16 protein-coding genes are annotated in these 18,528 nt (G+C 54.3%); 7 read left to right on the top strand and 9 right to left on the bottom strand.

The window, feature by feature from the left end:
* Positions 1-81: 81 nt before the first annotated feature.
* Both FRY97_RS22425 and FRY97_RS15465 read right to left on the bottom strand, forming a co-directional pair.
* The gene (locus tag FRY97_RS22425; protein WP_170254682.1) at positions 82-219 is read right to left on the bottom strand and encodes a hypothetical protein; all 138 of its coding nucleotides are present in this window, start codon (positions 217-219) and stop codon (positions 82-84) included.
* Positions 220-616: 397 nt separating this feature from the next.
* Entirely contained in the window at positions 617-1,378 is a 762-nt protein-coding gene (locus FRY97_RS15465; RefSeq protein ID WP_147168463.1) for a LytR/AlgR family response regulator transcription factor, read from the bottom strand.
* A gap of 464 nt (positions 1,379-1,842) precedes the next feature.
* Here FRY97_RS15465 and FRY97_RS15460 point away from each other — a divergent pair, with 464 nt between their 5' ends.
* A complete protein-coding gene (locus FRY97_RS15460) occupies positions 1,843-2,670 on the top strand; it encodes an ion transporter (protein WP_147168462.1) in 828 nt (275 codons plus the stop codon).
* A gap of 7 nt (positions 2,671-2,677) precedes the next feature.
* Here FRY97_RS15460 and FRY97_RS15455 read toward each other — a convergent pair whose 3' ends face one another.
* The 4 genes from FRY97_RS15455 to FRY97_RS15435 all read right to left on the bottom strand — a co-directional run bounded on the left by FRY97_RS15455 (position 2,678) and on the right by FRY97_RS15435 (position 10,616).
* Positions 2,678-3,550: a universal stress protein gene (locus tag FRY97_RS15455; RefSeq protein WP_147168461.1), complete on the bottom strand. Its 873-nt coding sequence runs from the start codon at positions 3,548-3,550 to the stop codon at positions 2,678-2,680.
* A 348-nt stretch (positions 3,551-3,898) separates the two neighbouring features.
* Complete coding sequence (locus tag FRY97_RS15445; protein ID WP_147168459.1) at positions 3,899-5,503, bottom strand: BCCT family transporter; 1,605 nt, start codon at positions 5,501-5,503, stop codon at positions 3,899-3,901.
* Positions 5,504-5,664: 161 nt separating this feature from the next.
* The gene (locus FRY97_RS15440) at positions 5,665-7,158 is read right to left on the bottom strand and encodes a SusD/RagB family nutrient-binding outer membrane lipoprotein (protein WP_147168458.1); all 1,494 of its coding nucleotides are present in this window, start codon (positions 7,156-7,158) and stop codon (positions 5,665-5,667) included.
* Between the two features lie 110 nt (positions 7,159-7,268).
* Positions 7,269-10,616 carry a SusC/RagA family TonB-linked outer membrane protein gene (locus FRY97_RS15435; RefSeq protein WP_147168457.1) on the bottom strand — a complete coding sequence of 1,116 codons (3,348 nt, stop codon included), beginning with the start codon at positions 10,614-10,616 and terminating at the stop codon, positions 7,269-7,271.
* A 208-nt stretch (positions 10,617-10,824) separates the two neighbouring features.
* On the opposite strand from FRY97_RS15435, the gene FRY97_RS22420 reads away from it, so the two are divergent.
* Positions 10,825-10,980, top strand: coding sequence for a hypothetical protein (locus FRY97_RS22420; RefSeq protein ID WP_170254681.1), 156 nt, complete (start codon positions 10,825-10,827; stop codon positions 10,978-10,980).
* Positions 10,981-11,022: 42 nt separating this feature from the next.
* Complete coding sequence (locus FRY97_RS15430) at positions 11,023-11,817, top strand: ion channel (protein WP_147168456.1); 795 nt, start codon at positions 11,023-11,025, stop codon at positions 11,815-11,817.
* Positions 11,818-12,186: 369 nt separating this feature from the next.
* On the opposite strand, the gene fumC is transcribed toward FRY97_RS15430, so the two are convergent.
* Together fumC and FRY97_RS22415 are read right to left on the bottom strand one after the other, a co-directional pair.
* Complete coding sequence (fumC, locus tag FRY97_RS15425) at positions 12,187-13,569, bottom strand: class II fumarate hydratase (RefSeq protein ID WP_147168455.1); 1,383 nt, start codon at positions 13,567-13,569, stop codon at positions 12,187-12,189.
* A 157-nt stretch (positions 13,570-13,726) separates the two neighbouring features.
* Complete coding sequence (locus tag FRY97_RS22415; protein ID WP_170254680.1) at positions 13,727-13,894, bottom strand: hypothetical protein; 168 nt, start codon at positions 13,892-13,894, stop codon at positions 13,727-13,729.
* 6 nt (positions 13,895-13,900) lie between these two features.
* Here FRY97_RS22415 and FRY97_RS15420 point away from each other — a divergent pair, with 6 nt between their 5' ends.
* Together FRY97_RS15420 and FRY97_RS15415 are read left to right on the top strand one after the other, a co-directional pair.
* Entirely contained in the window at positions 13,901-14,533 is a 633-nt protein-coding gene (locus tag FRY97_RS15420; protein WP_147168454.1) for a superoxide dismutase, read from the top strand.
* Between the two features lie 139 nt (positions 14,534-14,672).
* Positions 14,673-14,888, top strand: coding sequence for a hypothetical protein (locus FRY97_RS15415; RefSeq protein ID WP_147168453.1), 216 nt, complete (start codon positions 14,673-14,675; stop codon positions 14,886-14,888).
* Positions 14,889-15,272: 384 nt separating this feature from the next.
* On the opposite strand, the gene FRY97_RS15410 is transcribed toward FRY97_RS15415, so the two are convergent.
* Entirely contained in the window at positions 15,273-15,758 is a 486-nt protein-coding gene (locus tag FRY97_RS15410) for a hypothetical protein (protein WP_147168452.1), read from the bottom strand.
* 228 nt (positions 15,759-15,986) lie between these two features.
* Between FRY97_RS15410 and recN the strand changes: the two genes are divergently transcribed.
* Positions 15,987-17,645: a DNA repair protein RecN gene (gene recN / locus FRY97_RS15405; RefSeq protein WP_147168451.1), complete on the top strand. Its 1,659-nt coding sequence runs from the start codon at positions 15,987-15,989 to the stop codon at positions 17,643-17,645.
* Positions 17,646-17,681: 36 nt separating this feature from the next.
* The gene (locus tag FRY97_RS15400; protein ID WP_147168450.1) at positions 17,682-18,485 is read left to right on the top strand and encodes an enoyl-ACP reductase FabI; all 804 of its coding nucleotides are present in this window, start codon (positions 17,682-17,684) and stop codon (positions 18,483-18,485) included.
* Positions 18,486-18,528: the final 43 nt, after the last annotated feature.

The following is an 18,528-nucleotide window of genomic DNA, read 5'->3' as shown; positions in this document are numbered from 1 at the left end:
AATATATTAAAAAAGGCTATACTTGCTTATGCAAGGACAGCCTTTGTTTTTGCTTTACTCGTGTGGGGGGTTCAGAGCCAGCTACTGCGGTACAATATCGCTGCAGCCGTTGTTATAGTTCTTTTTACCCTTACCTCCGACGATTTTGTTCTGATCAGACTTCTTGATGGTTTTGATCTCCTTTTTGAGGTCTGCCAGGTTCTTTTTTGATTTTCCCATAGTAGATAATTTTGTGCACGAAGTGTAAAGTGTTTTCGGGATCTCTACCACGTACCTGCTGTAAAAGTAACAAAACATTCAGCGGAATGGTAACGGGAACCCTTTTTGCTAAACATATTTTATTCACAAATAGATAGTTGAAACATACAAGCAAGCTCCTTGAGCGCTTGGGGCAACGACTGTACCGCCCCAAAGCCATACTTGAAATGTGCAAATCTGTTTGTGCGTAAAATAGGCCGGCGTGTTGTCATATCACAAGCGGCCGGCTTGTGCGTGTCAGTGCTGTTTGCTTACCGGAAGGCATGGAAAATGCGCTCTTGCAAGGGCTTTCACTGACTGTTTTGACTGGAAACTTATCTACATATAGGGCTGTGCGCTGAAGCGGCCTAGCAGGCTTTCACAGCGCCATCCCCTCCTGATACCGCTTAATTTGCTCCATAAAAGCAGCCCGGCGGCGGCGGGAAACTTCAATCTGTATATTGTCGTCCATGATAAGGTACCCCCCATCACCTTTGACGAACTTATGCATATAATTCAGGTTGATGACATGGCTCTTGTGCACCCGGTAGAAATTGAAAGGGGTGAGCATATCTTCAAACGCTTTGATGGTCTTCGAAGCGGTAATCTTTTTCCCTTCTTTGAGGAAGATGTGGGTATAATTGTCTTCAGCTTCACAGCGCACGATATCGGTGATGTGCACGAAGTAGATCCCGTCAAGGGCTGAAATGCCCAGCTTATTGAAGGCGTTCGGGTTTTTCTGGTAAGCATTGAACAGCTCCAGCCTTTTGTCCGTTTCCGGTTTCCGGCGGAGGTCTACCCTAGCTACGGCCTCCTTGAGCTGATCGGGGTCGATGGGCTTCATCACGTAGCCAATAGAACTGTACTCACAAGCCTTGATGGCGTACTTTTGGTAAGCCGTGACAAAGATGATCTCAAAATGGACGGGCCGGATGCGGTTCAGCAACTGAAAGATCAAGCCGTCTGGCAGGCTGATATCGAGGAACGCAAGGTCTGGCGTGGTCAGCTTAAAAAGCGATTCTGCCTCTTCGAGGCTTTGGGCTGCACCAATCACCTCAACGCCCGGGCAATGCTCCCGGAGCATATTCTTGAGGTTATTGAGGCCATTGATCTCATCTTCAATAATGACCGTTTTGATCACAGGCTAAGGTTTTACCAAGCTTCCGCAGCGGCGGGCTGTCGCCCGGAGCACTACATCCGCTGTTGTGTAAAAAGATGTTGTTGCTCAAAGATAAGGGATTTCAATGAACTCTAGGCACAGGCTGCCCGGCAATTACGTATTTGCGCCTATACAATATCAAAAGAATCCTCAACTAACCTATGCCTGGCAGCGCAATCTTTGTGACAGGGCATCCGTGCCGGTTCCCTTCTGAGCCTTTCAGCCGCCTTGCCCACTTTTTTTTACATTAGCCTTGATGCCTCGGGCCCGTGTAGTGGAAAAAATGAGCTATTTTCAACCACGCGCCGGCTTTTTTTAAGAGCTTAGCCTCAACGAAGTGACTGAAAAAGGCATAGCGCGGGCCGGAAAGCGCCATTTCAATCCTGCGATACCCCACAGCACATCAAGCCGATTAGAGCAAGGCAGCTGCCTTTACAACTCAAACTATGGAGGAACCATCTTTTAGCCCTGGCCGCGAACGCCTGCACGAGATCATTTTTGAAGCCGACACCCCTGCGGGCAAAGTATTTGACGTCCTGCTGCTGATTTTTATCGCAGCCAGCGTCATCACCGTTATGTTGGAGAGCATTGAGCCGCTGCAAGCGGAATATGCGCAGCTGTTCACGCTTGTTGAATGGGGCTTCACCTTGGTTTTCACAGCAGAGTATCTGCTGCGCCTGTACTGCGTCTACCGGCCGTTGAAATATGCTGCCAGCTTTTTTGGGGTGATCGATCTTCTGGCCATTCTGCCTTCCTACCTGGCGCTGATACTGCCAGCTTCTCAGTATTTCCTGATCATCCGTGCCTTCCGGCTGATCCGGATTTTCCGGGTCTTCAAGCTAGGGCATTTCCTGAAAGAAGGGGAGGTCATTGTACAGGCGCTGAAAGCCAGCCGGGCGAAGATCATTGTATTCCTCACTTTTGTCAGCCTGCTCGTCCTGATCATTGGCGCTTTGATGTACCTGATTGAAGGGGGCTCCAACCCTGGTTTTTCCAGCATACCCAGATCGGTCTACTGGGCCATCGTCACTTTGACGACGGTGGGCTACGGTGACATCACGCCCACTACAGACGTCGGGCGCTTCATATCCGGGGCTGTCATGATCTTAGGCTACGCCATCATTGCCGTGCCTACCGGGATAGTGTCGGCTGAGTTTGTAAGCGAGTACTACGGCCAGAAAGTCAGCACCCAAAATTGCCGCTACTGTGGCCGTGAAGGGCACGAGCACGATGCCATCTACTGCAAATATTGCGGCGAGCAGCTCAACCCTTAATTCCCGTTCACCTCACAATCAGCACGGGCACGTGAAAATCGAACTTCAGCAGCTGCGCGGCAGTGCCGCCGAGCAGGATGGCCGGCACTGCGCTCTTCCCTTTTGCGCCAAGCACAATCAGATCCTTCCCCTGGCTGATGGCATAGTCGTACACCGATTGTGCCACAGTGCGGTCCTCTGCATAAATAAACTGGCAAGGGGTATCCTGTACCTCCTTGGGCAAAGCCTTCCGGAAACGCTTGTATTGCTCTTTGGCCTCTTCTTCCATCGACTTGCGGAAGCCCTGCACAGGGATAAAAGGGAAATAGTGGTTGGGGATTTTGTATATGTGCTGGCAGGATACCACGGCTGCGAGCTGATGGGCTTTTTTGAGCGCACGCGAAGAGGCCTGCGAGAAATCAATGGGCACCAGCACGCGCTCAAGCCGGTGGGGGGCTGTTTCCGGCACCGCCATCAGGTCAGCTTTAAAACCGCTTTGCCTCAGCAGCTTTTCCGCTACTGCGCCAGAGCCCCGGTAAGAGAGCTTTTTGCCGGCAAGGACAAGCTCTGCACCAACCTCATTGCTCATGCGGGCCAGTTCCTGAGCAGTTGATGCGCCCTCTGCCACCAAGACTTCCCAGGAAACGCCTTCCGGCACGCTCCCGCTGAAGTGCTCCTCTACCTGCTCTGTGGCCTCTTCCCCGATAAGCTCTCCCAGTGGGCGTTCTAGCCCAGCCATCAACGCCTCAGCTTCTTCCGGGTAATCAAAGCGGATGTTGTGCACAAAGTATGCCTTTTCAATGCCCGGCATGGCACGGCACAAGTGGGCTGCGTAACGGATCATGACCTGGTCCATATTCGTGAGGTCTAAGGCAACAAGTATCCGGGTGTATGTTTTCATAGTAGGAAAATCTCGTTTAGTATCATGGTTTTAAATAGGCTTGATGCAGCGCCCTTACCTATGTCCGGGCAGATGGGCACAAACCAGATGGCTTTTTTTGCCTGCCCCCTCCGCAAGGATAGGGGCCTGCCCCTGCCGCAAGGAGGGGGCAGCCGGCAGGTGCCGCTATGCTACGGGGCTCGCTGTCCGCTCGGCCCCTCGCCCTACAGGCGTCGGGTCTGGCCTTCGGCCACCCCTTCGCAGCGCTAGGCCGATGCCAAGCTATAAAGCCCGAAAAGCATAAACGCCCGTGGCATTTTGGTTTCGCCCGGGCAGATTGCCCTGCGCATACAGGCTGCCAATACTGGCTCACTCCTTCTTTTGCCCGGCAGAGGAGCCTGCCCTTTGCTGCCGTTTCTGTATGAGCCCTTCTAATACTTTCCGGTAAGACTCCCGCTCCTTTTTTTCCTTTTGGGCCATTAGCTCTTCGTATTCTTCGGTTAGGGCCTTGTACAAGCTGTAACACATAATCAGCAGGAGCAGGGTAAAAGGGAGCCCTGTAGAAATAGCCGCTGTCTGAAGGGCTTTCAGGCCGCCGCCCAATAGGAGGGTTGCTGCTACAGCACCTTCCGACAAGGCCCAGAAAATGCGTTGCCCGACCGGCGCATCAAGCTTGCCGCCTGAGGTGATGCTGTCTATCACCAGGGAACCGCTATCAGAGGAAGTGACAAAGAAGCTCGTCACCAATAATATGCCTGCGATAGAGGTGATGAAGCCTAGCGGGTACTCCTCCAACAGGACGAACAGGGCGGTGGCGATGTTGTCGTTCACCGCTTCTGAAATATTGCCCACCCCGTTCAGCTCCAAGTATAGCGCGGAGCCTCCAAATACGGACATCCAGAGGAAGGTCAGCAGGGAAGGGACCAGCAATACGCCCAAGAAAAACTCCCGGACAGTCCGTCCTTTTGACACCCGGGCGATGAACATCCCTACGAAAGGCGACCAGGATATCCACCACGCCCAGTAGAACGCAGACCAGTCGTTCTGCCAATTGGTCTGTGCATAGGTTTCTGTCCAAGCCCCAAGGGAGATCAGTTCCTGCATATAAGCGCCTGTATTTTGCATGAAGGAGTCCAGCAGGAATACCGTGGGCCCCAATATCAACATGGCGATCAGGAAAACCAGCCCCAGCCGCATGTTGAGCTCGCTCAATACCCGGACGCCCTTATCGAGCCCGAGGACAACGGAAATCGTGGCCATACCGGTAATCCCTGCAATCAGCAATACCTGTACGGTTATGGTATCCGGGGTGCCGAAAAGGTGGGCCAGCCCTGCTGAGACCTGCTGTACGCCGAAGCCCAGAGAGGTCGCCAGGCCGAACAAAGTGGCCACTACGGCCACCACATCGATGATATTGCCCAGGGTGCCGTGTATACGGTCGCCCAGCAAGGGGTAAAAAACAGACCGCAAGGTGAGGGGCAGTTTTTTATTGAAGGTAAAAAAAGCCAGCGACATGCCCACGATGGCGTAGATAGCCCATGCGTGCAGGCCGTAATGCAGAAAGGTGAACTTCATGGCGTCCTGTGCTGCCACGACAGGGTCGGTTGCGCCCCTTGGCGGATTGGAATAATGCATAATGGGCTCCGCCACGCTAAAAAACAACAGCCCAATGCCCATGCCTGCTGAGAACAGCATCGCAAACCAGGCGAAAGTGCTGAAGTCTGGCTTGGCATTGGGCCCGCCAAGGCGGATGCGCCCCATTTTGCTAAAAGCGAAATAAAGCGAGAAAGCCAAGAAAATATTGACCGCCATGACCAACAGCCAACCGGCATTGGTCGTGATCCCATCTGTGGTGCGGCTGAACACCTCCTCCATCGGCTTGCCAATGGCCAGCGTCAGCCCTATAAAAAGCAGGATGATCACCGCGGAAGGGTAAAAAACCGGGGCATGTATATCGAAGTATTTGTTCTTCATTATGCTCTATTGATCAACGTGTCCAATCGCCTCAAGGGCAAAACGCAATGTGCTACCTCCCTCACGGCAGGTAGCACATCTGCTTCATTTTTGTGCGCCAGCAGGCAACACTATGCCCGCCGGTAGTGCGCAATTTGCCTCCGCACTGCGGAGCGGGCCACTTATTTTACCAGCCAGATGGCTGCATTCTGAGAATTTGAGCCGCCTAGGCGCTGTACTGCTGCACTGTAGTTGTCCGAGTTCAGGCTCTGCTCCTCTCCGGGGTACAAAAACCGCATCGGCAGCATATCGTCATTGACGTTGGCACAAGGAGGAGAGACAAAAGGCAGGCCAGCCCAGTCATTGCCGCTTTCAAAATACCAGCGGCGCAGCTCGAAGTACGGCTCCAGCCCATGGAAAAACAGGGCCACCCACTTCTGCTCCCAGATATCGACGGCAGCCGTGTAAGCTACTCCGGAGTTGGCGTAAAAATCATCAAAGCTATCCCACTGCGTATCATCGAGGCTGACCTGATGATAGCCCATAGAAGCAGCTATGCCTGCACGGTAATGGCTTTCTACGTCATCGCCTATCCAGCCTTTTTCCGCTGCTTCAGCTAGAAGGAACTCCAGCTCCGCATAAGTCATGATGATGCCCTTACCCAGCTCTATGCCCAGCTGATCCGCAGTCGTCTGCGCCCCATCTACAAAGTAGGCAGGGCCGAGGCGGGAGCCGATTTTGTCACATGAGCCAGCCCCTGCGCCGTTCTCCGCTCCATCGAAGGTGCCATCGGGGCCGTAGATGCCGTTGTCGGGGCGGGCATAACGGAAGAGGCGGGGGTCGTCGTAGCTGCTCAGCAGGTTTACAGCGTTTTGGCTGATGGCCACCGCATCGAAGTCGCCTGTTTTCAGTGGGATGAGCGGGAACTGATTGGGGAAGCCGTCCAAGTAAACAAGGGCAGCGTTGTCCTCATTGCTCTCCATGATATTGCCGGCTTCCACAACCTCAGCAAACTGAGCGCCGGTATCGGCCAGCTGATTGTTGGCGGCCATCAGGAGGCGCAGGCGAAGGGAATTGGCCAGCTTTCGCCACTGCGCGGCGCTGCCGTTGTAAATGATATCGCCAGAGATGCTGCCGGCGGCCTCCGGGGCCAATAGGGCATCAGCTTGTGCCAGCTGATCCAGCAGGTCGGCATAAATGACCGCCTGCTCATCGTAGGCCGGAGTGAAATTGCTCTCTGTACCGCCTTTTATGGCTTCAAAATAGGGGATGTCACCGTAGGCATTCGTCAGTGTAGAAAAAACCCAGGCGCGCACGACCATGGCTGCACCCTGCATTTTCTCATTGCCCTGCTCCAAGGCAATGCGCTCTACAGCATTCACGTCTGTCAGGCTTTCGTACAAGCCTTCCCATACGGTAGGGAAAGCGTTCCAGTTGTACGCATCCACCTCGGTACGGAGGGTCTTGGCGGTCAGCTGTGCAGCGTTGTTGCCTAGCAGGAAAGACTCCGTGACCATGGTATTGACACTGCTGCGCAGGGCTGCAGTCATGAGCACGTCAGCAGAAACCTCTGTCGGCTCGTTAGGGTTGGCATTGAATTCATCAAACTGCTCGCAGGAAACAAGCAAGACGGTTGCCAGGAGCGCCACCAGTGAAAGTGGTTTTATAGAAATCATATTAGATACGATGTTTAAATCAAAAAATATGCTGGGCGGCCAACCGCCCTCACAACTAAAGGCATGGCAGAGGGGCACGCTATGCCCCTCTGCCCAATTGCTGTACCGCTCTAGAAGCCAAGGTTCAGCGAGATGCCAAAGCTGCGGGTGGAAGGCATCTGTGTGCTTTCAAACCCATTCACAAACAAGCCGTTGCGGATGGAGTAAGTCTCCGGGTCGATTGACGGCACTTGTGTGAACAAGAGCAGGTTGCGGCCGACCAACGCGATGCGGGCAGACTGCAGGCCTGTATTTTTGATCAGGCTTGAAGGCAAGCGGTAGCTCAGGCTGACTTCGCGCAGTTTTACGTAAGTAGCATCGTAGGTAGCGGCTTCGATGTTGTCCCGGTTGAAACCGTTGCCATAGTAGGTGTAGAAATAACCGGTATACCCTGCGCCGCCCGGCTCGACAGCTACATCATTGGGCACATATTCAGGGTTCTCGTCTGTGCCGATGTTTTTCACGCCAGGGCCGACAATACCGCCCATTTCTTCCAGGTTGTACACAGGGTCTCCGTTGCCATCATAAGAAACGGAGTAGACGGTGCGCCCGTCTGTCGTCTTGATCGGCAGGTTAGGGTCATCTTCATTAGTGATGGTCCCACCAGTCGCCATAAGGGCATGGGTGCGGGAGTAGATCTTTCCACCAAACTGCCCATCGAACAGAATGCCAAGGCTGAAGTTGCCAACGTTGAGCGTATTGTAAATGCCCGCCCGGAGGTCAGGCTGATAAGATCCGGCAGACACTTTCTCCTCGGTCAGGAGCGGCAGCCCATCCTCGTGGATGATCTGCCCGGCAAAAGGCCCTTCCTGCACCCGCTGAAAACCGAGGCCGTACAGCTGCCCGAGCAGCTCGCCTTCTTCGGCGACCAGCTCGAGGTCGGAGCCCCCTTCGTCTCCAGGGAACACATCGGCGATTATGGAGTAACGCCCACCGCTGATCACGTCAGGCAGGCTTTCTACGATGGCGCGGTTGTGCCCCAGGTTGAGGGCAATATCCCAGCTGAAGCGCTTGTTTTTCACGGGCGTAGCGCTCAGCATCACTTCCACCCCTTTGTTGCTGATCTCACCACCGTTCGTGAGCCGGAAATCATAGCCGGAGGCCGATGCTACCGGCAGGAAGATGATCTGATCGAAGCTCAGCATATTGTAGTAGGTCGCGTCAATGCGGAAACGGTCGTTCAGGAACCTCGCATCCACGCCCAGCTCGATTGCACGGGTACGCTCGTTGCGCAGGTTGGCCTCTGCAATCGTACGGTTGGTGCTGAACACAGAACTGCTGCCAAAGGCAGGCTGCGGGGTGAAGGTGGTGCCAAAAGCATAAGCCGGGGCACCGTTGCCAACCTCAGCGTATGAGCCTTTCAGTTTCAAGAACGAGAGCGGCGAGTTGGCGCTCAGGTTGAGTTTTTCCGAAAGGATAGCACTGAGCGATACCGAGGGGTAAGCGAAGCTGAAGTCTGAATCTTCGAGCCCGGAAACCGGGTTGACCAGCGTACTGCTCCAGTCTTGGCGCAGGGCTGCGTCCAGGTAGAGGAAGTTGTCGAAAGACAGGGTAGCCGTACCGAACAGGCTGTTGATGCCCACCTGTGTTTTCTGCGACTCTACAAGCACGCCGGAGCGGCTGTTGGTCAGGGTGTAAATGCTTTCGTCCGTCCCAAAGAATTTCAGCTCCGGGTTGTTCGCGATCAGGAAGTTGGCATTTTGCCGCATGATGTTGCCCCCCAGCTTTACGTCAAGCGCAAAACGCGAGTTGCTCGTGCGGTCGGTATGGTAGCCAATGATGGCCTCCGCGTTGGTTTCTGAAAAAGAGATCTCATCTTCGCGGTAGCTGCCCCTAAGGACGGCTTTGGTAGAAGGCGCCCGGCGGTATTGGCGCTGATCGTCCACCACATCTGCCCCGTAGCGCAGACGGATGTCAAAGTTGTCGTTGAGCTTGTAGTTCAGCTGGAAATTGCCGATGACACGGTTGCTCTGAAAGCTGTTGGTGTTCTCGTTGGCAATAAACCAAGGGTTGTTCACCCAGAGGTCCTCCACATAGCGCTGCTGTACGCCTTCGAGGCCCGGCTCCCAGTAGTCGCGCAGGTCATCGATAGCGACCTGACGAGGGTACCACAGCCATCCGTACATGATGGCGGAAGATTCGTCATAGCCGGTATTGGGCACGTTGTCAGAACCTGAGCGCACATACATGGCATTCAGCCGGACCTTAAGGCGGTCATCCAGCATAGACCGTCCGATGCTCGTCTGAAAGGTGTTCCGTCGGAGATTGGAATTGGGCACAATGCCCCGGCTGCCCGTATTGGTGTAAGACAGGCGGAAATCGCCGCCTTCGCTGTTGTTGTTGATGGCGAAGTTGTTGATGCTCGTGATGCCGGTGCGGAAGAAGTTGCGGATATTGTCCGGTGCCGGTGTAAAAGGCACAGCTTCCCCATCAGAATTGAACTGCTTGATGAGCTGCCCGTTCATGCGCGGGCCCCAATTCTCGCCGTAGGCTTCGTAGTACTGCTTGTCGCCAATATAGTTGGTGCCATCGAGGTAGCTGTATTTTCCACCGCCGCCAAAGCCGTACTCGTTCTGATAGTTGGGCAGCTTGAGGATGGTGTTGAACGTCGTAGTGGAGTTGACTTCCACGCCCCAGCCTTTTGCACCCGTGCCGTTTTTGGTCTCGATGAGGATAACACCGTTGGCGGCCCGGGAGCCGTACAATGCAGATGCGGCAGGGCCTTTCAGCACATTGATAGAGGCGATATCGTCCGGGTTGACAATCTGAGCAGCGTTGCCAAAGTCAATCGTTGTGGAGCCATTGAGCCCGTCGTCAAAGCTGTACAGGTCGTTGGTGATCGGGATGCCGTTCACCACAAACAAAGGCTGATTGTTGCCCAAGAGGGAAGCAGCGCCACGGATGTTGATATTGGCAGATGCCGTAGGCCCGGCAGCGCTTCCGGTAACGTAGACCCCTGCGGCCTTGCCGGCGAGCGCATTTGTCACGTTGGTGGGCTTGACCGTAGCAATCTGCTCCGCGCCCAGCTTTTGTACAGAGTAGCCTAAGGCTTTTTCTGAGCGCTCAATGCCCAAGGCTGTGACCACTACCTCGTCCAGCTCAATTTCTGAGCTCATGATGATATCGTAGCTGTCCTTGCCGTCTTCCAGCCTGACTTCTTTGGTCGCATAACCTACATAAGAGAAGACCAGCACCTCTGCTTCAGGGCTGGCTTGAAGCTCAAACTTCCCGTCAAAGTCAGTGATCGTCCCTTTGACTGTTTTTTTCACATAGACATTAGCGCCAATCAGCGGCTCGCCGTCTGTGTCCTGAACCATCCCGGTGATGGTACGTGCAGACTGAGCCATCCCCGAAAGGGATAGGCCAAATAGAGCTGCCAATGCCAATACATAACGTATAGCACGTAAACGTAATCTCATAAACCTAGTCGTGTTTTGTTTAAAAAAATGGAGGGGTATAACTGGGAAAACTTGGATAATAACCCTCTGAGCTTTGAGTAAAAGGTTAAGCTTTGTCTATTTTGGGCACAAAATTGATGAATTTATGTCAAAAAATCACTCATTAATCCTGCTTTTATTTTTTTTAATGAATTTTAGCCCAATTAATTCACAAATAAATCACCCCAAGGTGCTCAAGGCCGGCGTCAAACCCGCCCCGCCTTTCCTCATACAATCCACAGACGGCCGCTATAGCGGCATCAGCCAATGGCTGTGGGAGGGCCTGTCGGAGGTAGCCGGCTACGAATGCGAGCACACCCAAGCTACGCTGAAAAACCTCCTTTAAAAGCTTGAAAAACAATAACTTGATACCTGACCCCCCCTCACGGTGACGAGCAGGCGCATAGAAGAAGTTGACTTTACACAGCCATTCTTTGTCTCGGCATCTGCCAGAGCCACACGCCGCTCATCTGGCATACGCTCCGCTTTTTCTTTTGTGAAGAAATTCTCCTCCTCCGATTTGCTCAAAGCGGAACCTGTGCTTTTTGTCGTCATTTTCATCTTTGGGCTCACCACTTGGCTCTTTGAGCGGCGGCACAACCCGGAGGAGTTCCCCGGAGGTTGGAAAGGGCTATGGGAGGGGATATGGTGGCCTGCTGTGACGATGACCACGGTAGGGTACGGCGATAAATCGCCCCGTTCTGCTGGCGGGAGCGTGGTGGCCCTGGTGTGGATGTTCACCGCCATTATCATTATTTCGGGCCTCACGGCCAGCATTGCTTCTTCCCTTACGGTCAATCAGCTGAGCGGGGACATCAACAGCCTGGAAGAACTGAAACAATACGAGGTTGGGACGGTAGCAGGCTCTGCCACACAGGGCTTCCTTTCCGGCCGGAACATAGCAGCAAGAGGCTATACCGACCTTGGGACAGGCATAGCCGCGCTGCACGCGGATGAGATAGACGCCCTGGCATACGGCGAGCCTATCCTAAAGTATGCGCTGCAGGAAAAAGGGGAAACAGCCTTGCAGGTCCTCCCCTACCGGTTTAACATCCAATACTACAGCTTTGGCCTGCCTAAGGGCAGCCCCCTGTCTGACGAGCTCGACCCCATACTGCCGTGCCTCTTAGAGCAGAATAGCTGGCGGGCTATGCTGGCAGAATACGGGCTGAGCGAGCTCTGATTTTTATGCTAAAAAAATGCGCTGCCCCAGTGCTTGGGACAGCGCATTGATGATCAGCGCTAATGTGGCGAGTGCAAACCAAGTTGCCGTTTTTTTTGGGGCCTGCCCCTGCCAGCGGGCAGGTGCCGCTATGCTCCGGGGCTCGCTGTCCGCTCGGCCCTAGCGGGCTTATCACCCCTTCGCAGCGCTAGGCCATGCCAGCCTAAAGCCCGAAAAGCATAACCGCAGGCAGCATTTTGGTTTATGCCCAATATGGCTAGTGCGGCTAGGCTGGATTATTTGACTGTACTTCCACGCTTAGAGCGTGTTCTGGCCGAGGCCTTTAATGGTCAAAAATTTACGGCTCAAGCCACTAGCCTGAACGGTGTGCTAGATCATATTTTCAGGGCGCACCCATTCGTCGAACTGCTCTGCGGTCAGCAGGCCGAGCGCTACAGCAGCCTCTTTGAGGGTTTTGTCCTCTTTGTGCGCTTTCTTGGCTATCGCCGCTGCGTTGTCATACCCGATATGCGTATTCAGCGCAGTGACGAGCATGAGCGAGTTGTTCAGGTTCTCCTTGATGCGGCTGTGGTTGGGGGTGATGCCAACTGCGCAGTGGTCATTAAAGCTAGCGCAGGCGTCGCCGATGAGGCGGGCGGAGTTCAGGAAATTGAATATCATCATCGGCTTGAACACATTGAGCTCGAAATGGCCGGTGCTGCCGCCTATATTGATGGCTACATCGTTGCCCATTACCTGTGCCATGGCCATGGTGAGGGCTTCTGATTGGGTAGGGTTGACCTTGCCCGGCATGATAGAAGAGCCCGGCTCGTTGGCAGGGATGATGAGCTCCCCTATGCCGCAGCGCGGCCCGGAGGCCAGCATCCGTATATCGTTGCCGATTTTCATTAGGGAAACGGCTGCCGTCTTCAATGCGCCATGAGCCTCCACTATAGCATCGTGTGCAGCAAGGGCTTCGAATTTATTGGGCGCGGTGACGAAAGGCAGCCCGGACAGCTCCGCGATGTGGCGGGCTACATTTTCCGCATAGCCTTCCGGGGTGTTCAGGCCCGTGCCTACGGCAGTGCCCCCCAAAGCCAGCTCCGACAAGTGTGGGAGGGTATTGCGGATGGCGCGCAGGGCGTGGTTGAGCTGGGCTACATAGCCGGAAAGCTCCTGCCCGACGGTTACCGGGGTCGCATCCATAAAGTGGGTACGGCCAATTTTCACCACATCCATAAATGCCTCCGACTTCTCTTGCAGGGTGTCGCGCAGTTTTTCGATGCCCGGCAGGGTTACCTCCGCCAAAGCCTGGTAAGCTGCAATGTGCATGGCTGTGGGGAAGGTATCGTTAGAAGACTGCGACTTGTTCACGTCGTCATTGGGGTGGAGGAACTTCTGCTCGTCGTCAAGCTTACCGCCTTTCAGCACATGAGCCCGGTTGGCGATCACCTCATTGACATTCATGTTGCTCTGTGTGCCGGAGCCCGTCTGCCAGACCACAAGCGGGAACTGATCATCGAGCTGGCCAGCCAGGATTTCGTCGCATACTGCTGCTATGGCGTCCGCTTTGTCTGCTGGCAGCACCCCTGCTTCCTGGTTGGCGCGGGCTGCAGCTTTTTTGAGTATGGCAAATGCACGGATGACCTCCTTGGGCATTAGGTTGCCCCCAATGCGGAAGTTCTCGGAAGAGCGCTGCGTCTGTGCCGCCCAATATTTGTCTGCAGGCACATCTACATAGCCTATGCTGTCTTTTTCCTTTCTGTACTCCATAGTTGGTATTTGGTTTGTTCAGGCTTGAAGCGGCCAGGCCCTACTGCAGCTGCCCCAAATGGTTTGTGGGCGTTTGCCAAGTGCTGGCCTGTGCCGGCCTGTGATACATCAAGCCTTTTGGTTTCAAAAGGTGGCCAAAAGCGTGGCAAAGGTAAGGCTAAAGGCCTAAAATCAGTGCCTGCCGATGGCACAAACGAAGAAAAATCAGGCGTTGACCTGCCTTTGCACGGGCTTGCGTAAACTTATCGAACAGGGCAGCGTTCTTTTGGGTGTAAGGCGCTTGCAGCGCCGGCAAAACGAAATATTCCATCACCAAAAATTCCAAAACAATATGGCTTTCAAACTGCCCAAACTCCCTTACGCCTACGATGCGCTCGAACCACACATTGACGCGCGCACCATGGAAATCCATCATACTAAGCACCACGCCGGTTATACGGTAAAGCTCAATGCCGCTATTGAAGGTACCGAGCTGGAAAACAAAAGCATCAAGCACATCCTCGCTGAAGTATCCAAGCACGGTGCAGGAGTGCGCAACAACGGCGGCGGCTACTACAACCACAAGCTCTTCTGGGAAGTCATGTCGGCAGATGGCGGCGGCGCGCCTTCTGAGCGCATGAACATCCACAAAGCTATCATGCGCGATTTCGGGTCTTTCGAGCAATTCAAGGACGAGTTCGCACAAGCTGCGGCGACACAGTTCGGCTCGGGCTGGGCATGGCTCTGCGTGGACAAGGACGACAAGCTTTTCGTCACTGCTACCCCTAACCAAGATAACCCCCTGATGGACGTGGTAGAGGCGGAAGGCACGCCTATCCTCGGCTTGGATGTGTGGGAGCACGCTTACTACCTGAACTACCAAAACCGTCGCCCGGATTACATTGAGGCGTTCTTCAATGTCATTGACTGGGGCAAGGTGAGCGAGAACTATAACGACGCCAACGAAGGGGCATCCTCCTTCTAACGCAAGGCTCGGCTGAGCCAAGCTTTTACCGCAAAAGGCTGACGGGGGCTCCCGTCAGCCTTTTGTCATTTACAGCGCCTACGGAGCGGCCGTTGCGCCGCACGGATAATTCCCTTATCTTTGGAGAAGATCATACCGAATGAGAAAACGGCAAGCGCTCAAAGCGCTGCCCAAAAATGCTCCTTCCCATACTGCAAAATCCAACTTTCAAGACATCCCCCCGGTAGAAGGCTACCGGGAAAAGAGCAATTTAGAGCCTGTTTTTTCATTCAAATTTTTTCCCATGATCATTCTGAGCATTTTGTTACTCATCCTGGTGGTTTTCAACTTCGACCTCGTCAAAGAGGCTTTCTAAGCTGCCTCCCCTTTATGAGTAATGTACGAAAACCGGTTGTGGCAAAGGCAGCTTCTGCCTTTGCCCACCACACTCCCCCAACTCAATCCTGTTTTGTTCATAATGGCCCCTAAGCCCGAATGGGCTTGCGCAGCAGGCTGATCCGCACCGGCGCGGGCGTGAGCCAAGGCGCAGGAAGCCTCAGGCCTCAGCAGCTTCAAGATGGCACCGGCCTAGCGCTGCGTAGGGGTATAAGCCCGATAGGGCCGAGCGGACAGCGAGCCCCGGAGCATAGCGGCACCTGCCGTCAGGCAGGGGCAGGCCCCTGAAAACGATCTGCATGGCTGGCCCTCACCCCGTATTCAGCCCTATCACAAGGCTGAAACCTTCATTAGCCGGGCAAGATCATTGCTGCTTGACCGCCTCGTACATCCGCTCTGCCTCCTGCAGCGCAAGCGTGCTCGCCATGCCAGACTGGAAGACAATCTCCTGATCGCCCTGCAGCACAATATACCGGAAGCCATAGTTCAGCGTGGTGCTGTCCAGCGCCATTTCGTAGAGGAACCCGTTGACCTCCTCTTTGATCAGTTTGGAAAAATACCGGCTGCCTTTGACACTGGCCAGCTGCTCTGCTTTGACACGGGCCAAGTCGTTGGAAGTAGCGGAAGACGCCATGACCTGCAGGTCGTATCGCCCATCTTCGCCCTTGAGGGTCACATCCTTGATGATGCCGCCTAGGTCGGTCGACTTCACAGCTACGCTATCCGGTGCCAAAACGGTAACCGGTATGCCGTAGGGCATCAGGTCCTTAGGGGACAGATCGGCAGTAGGGCTGCTCTGACAGCTGCCCAGCAACAACAGTAGTGTTATGCTAAAAAGAATCGTTCTCATATGTTCGTCTTAACAGGTGCAAGAATATCCGGGGCCTGGGGAGCCCTGCCTAAGGGCAAGCACCCGGGGTGGGGCCAAAAATAACAGAATTAAGCTGAAAATATAGCGGGGCCGCTTTGATAAACGCGGGCAATTGCCCAAATTCGGGCTGCCCGGGCCACAATACGAAAAGGCGCTCGTGGTCTGGGGTAAAAGGGTTAACTTTGCCCAGAATTTCTGAATACCGCTATGATTGAAAGTCTTCAGATACGCAACTACGCCATTATAGAGGAGCTGACCATTGACTTCTCGAAGGGGCTGACTATTATCACGGGCGAGACCGGCGCGGGCAAGTCTATACTGCTGGGCGCATTGGGCCTCATTATGGGCAGGCGGGCAGACATCAAGTCGCTGTACAACCTTGAGGACAAATGTACCATCGAAGCCCACTTCCACATTGGCAAGTACGCTTTGCAGCCTTTCTTCGAAGCGCACGACCTCGACTACGACGACCACCTCGTCATCCGTAGGGAGATCACCCCTTCCGGGAAATCGAGGGCTTTCATCAATGATACCCCGGCCACCTTGCCGGTCCTTCAGGACCTCAGCTCAGCGCTTATCGATCTGCACCAGCAGTTTGACAACCTCGATATCCACAAGGTCTCTTTTCAGCTGAGGCTGCTCGATGCCTTGGCGGAGAACCGGCCCTTGCTGGGGCGCTACCAAGCCCTTTTTTCGGCTTACCAACAAAACCTGCGCAAGCTTGGCCAGCTGAACGAGCGGCAGGCCAATGCCAGCAAAGAGCTGGATTTCATCCGTTTCCAACTGGATGAGCTGCAGGCGGCTGCCCTAGAGGAACAAGAACAGGATACCCTGGAGGACGAGCTCAACCGGCTGACCAACGCTGAGGACATCAAACGGACTATGGCCGGGGCCTTCCAACAATTGAGCGAAAGCGAGGTCTCGGTGGTCGGCCAAGTGGAAGAGCTGAGCACTGCCCTCAAACAGGTGAAAAGCTTTGACCGCAGGCTAGAGCCCTTATACCACCGCTTCAATGGGCTGGTAGAGGAGCTGCGTGATATGGCGCAAGAATTTGAAGCCATAGCAGAAGATACGGAGCATGACCCCGAACGGGCTCAGGAAGTACAGGAGCGGCTCGACCTGATATACCGCTTGCAGAACAAGCATCAGGCTGCAGACATCAAGGCCCTGCTCGACATACAGCACAGCCTGCAGCAGCAGCTCGATGGCATTGGCGACCTTAGCCAGGAGATCGAACAGCTTGAGCGCCAAACTGCACAGCAGGTGCAGCAGCTCGAAGGCATGGCTGAGGAGCTCAGTACCCGCCGCCACCATGTCGTGGCCGGGTTTGAGAACCAAGTAGAACAGATGCTCGCACAGCTCTCTATGGGCAATGCTAAACTGAAAGTAGATATCTCCCGCCTCGAAAAGCTCAACAGCACCGGTTTCGATGAGGTCAACTTCCTATTTGCAGCCAATAAGGGCGGGCGCTTGCAGCTCATCAAGGATGTGGCTTCAGGGGGAGAGCTCTCCCGCCTCACCCTCGTGGTCAAGTCGCTAGTGGCCAGTGCGATCCCGCTGCCTACGCTCATTTTTGATGAAATCGACACTGGCATTTCCGGAGATGTCGCCCTGAAAATGGGCAGCATACTGCGCGAGCTGAGCAATGAGCACCAGGTGGTCTCCATCACGCACTCCCCTCAGATCGCCTCCCGGGCTAATGCCCACTATTTTGTTTATAAAAAGGATAAGGCCGACCGCACAGTGACAGAAGTGCGGGCCCTTGATACCGAAGGGCGCATTTACGCCATCGCAACGATGCTGAGCCAAGACCCGCCGAGCGAGTCTGCCATCAGCAATGCTAAGGAACTATTGCAAAAAGCCTGACTCCGGCCATTCGTATCATAACAAGCAGAATAAAACATGAGTAACAACTTATTAGCAGGAAAGCGGGGCGTCATTTTCGGAGCCCTCGATGAAGACTCCATCGCGTGGAAAGTAGCCGAGCAGTGTGTCGCGCAAGGCGCTAAAATCACACTGACCAATGCTCCGGTCGCGATGCGCTTCGGCGGTGTACAAAAGCTGGGCGAAAAGCTCAACGCTGAAGTCATCCCCGCAGATGCGACTAGCTTGGAAGACCTGGAAAACTTGTTTTCCAAATCCATGGAAGCGCTTGGCGGCAAAATCGACTTCGTCTTGCACGCCATCGGTATGTCGCTTAACGTCCGTAAAAACCGTGGGTATACCGACCTTAAGTACGACTGGATGCAGAAGACCTTCGATATCTCTGCGATCTCCTTCCACAAGGTCATGCAGACGCTCTACCAAATGGATGCGATGAGCGACTGGGGCTCTATCGTGGGCCTGTCCTATATAGCTGCACAGCGTACCTTCCCTGACTATAGCGAGATGGCAGAATCCAAAGCCCTGCTCGAATCATTCGCCCGCAGCTTTGGCTACCATTTTGCCGAAAAGAACAAGGTGCGGGTCAACACCATTTCACAGTCGCCTACTATGACTACGGCCGGCAAGGGCATCAAAGGGTTTCAGGAGTTCTTCGACTATGCCGATAAAATGTCGCCACTGGGGAACGCCTCGGCAGAAGCCTGCGCCGACTACTGCGTGCTGCTCTTTTCCGACCTTAGCCGCATGGTCACTATGCAGAACCTCTACCACGATGGCGGGTTCTCCAATATGGGCATGAGCCCAAAACTGATTGAAGGGTAGGCAGAGACCTGCTCTTCCTGCCGCGAAACGGGCATACAGCTTT

This window comes from Phaeodactylibacter luteus, assembly GCF_007993045.1.
Taxonomy (GTDB): Bacteria; Bacteroidota; Bacteroidia; order Chitinophagales; family Saprospiraceae; genus Phaeodactylibacter; species Phaeodactylibacter luteus.
The sequence above is the reverse complement of the archived record's forward strand: the minus strand, read 5'-3'. Positions and strand labels throughout refer to the sequence as shown.

Coding starts and splice junctions, on each gene's coding strand:
- FRY97_RS22425 (WP_170254682.1), bottom strand. CDS start 219: ATGGGAAAATCAAAAAAGAACCTGGCAGACCTCAAAAAGGAGATCAAA.
- FRY97_RS15460 (WP_147168462.1), top strand. CDS start 1,843: ATGGAGGAACCATCTTTTAGCCCTGGCCGCGAACGCCTGCACGAGATC.
- FRY97_RS15455 (WP_147168461.1), bottom strand. CDS start 3,550: ATGAAAACATACACCCGGATACTTGTTGCCTTAGACCTCACGAATATG.
- FRY97_RS15445 (WP_147168459.1), bottom strand. CDS start 5,503: ATGAAGAACAAATACTTCGATATACATGCCCCGGTTTTTTACCCTTCC.
- FRY97_RS15440 (WP_147168458.1), bottom strand. CDS start 7,158: ATGATTTCTATAAAACCACTTTCACTGGTGGCGCTCCTGGCAACCGTC.
- FRY97_RS15435 (WP_147168457.1), bottom strand. CDS start 10,616: ATGAGATTACGTTTACGTGCTATACGTTATGTATTGGCATTGGCAGCT.
- fumC (WP_147168455.1), bottom strand. CDS start 13,569: ATGGAGTACAGAAAGGAAAAAGACAGCATAGGCTATGTAGATGTGCCT.
- FRY97_RS15420 (WP_147168454.1), top strand. CDS start 13,901: ATGGCTTTCAAACTGCCCAAACTCCCTTACGCCTACGATGCGCTCGAA.
- FRY97_RS15415 (WP_147168453.1), top strand. CDS start 14,673: ATGAGAAAACGGCAAGCGCTCAAAGCGCTGCCCAAAAATGCTCCTTCC.
- FRY97_RS15410 (WP_147168452.1), bottom strand. CDS start 15,758: ATGAGAACGATTCTTTTTAGCATAACACTACTGTTGTTGCTGGGCAGC.
- recN (WP_147168451.1), top strand. CDS start 15,987: ATGATTGAAAGTCTTCAGATACGCAACTACGCCATTATAGAGGAGCTG.
- FRY97_RS15400 (WP_147168450.1), top strand. CDS start 17,682: ATGAGTAACAACTTATTAGCAGGAAAGCGGGGCGTCATTTTCGGAGCC.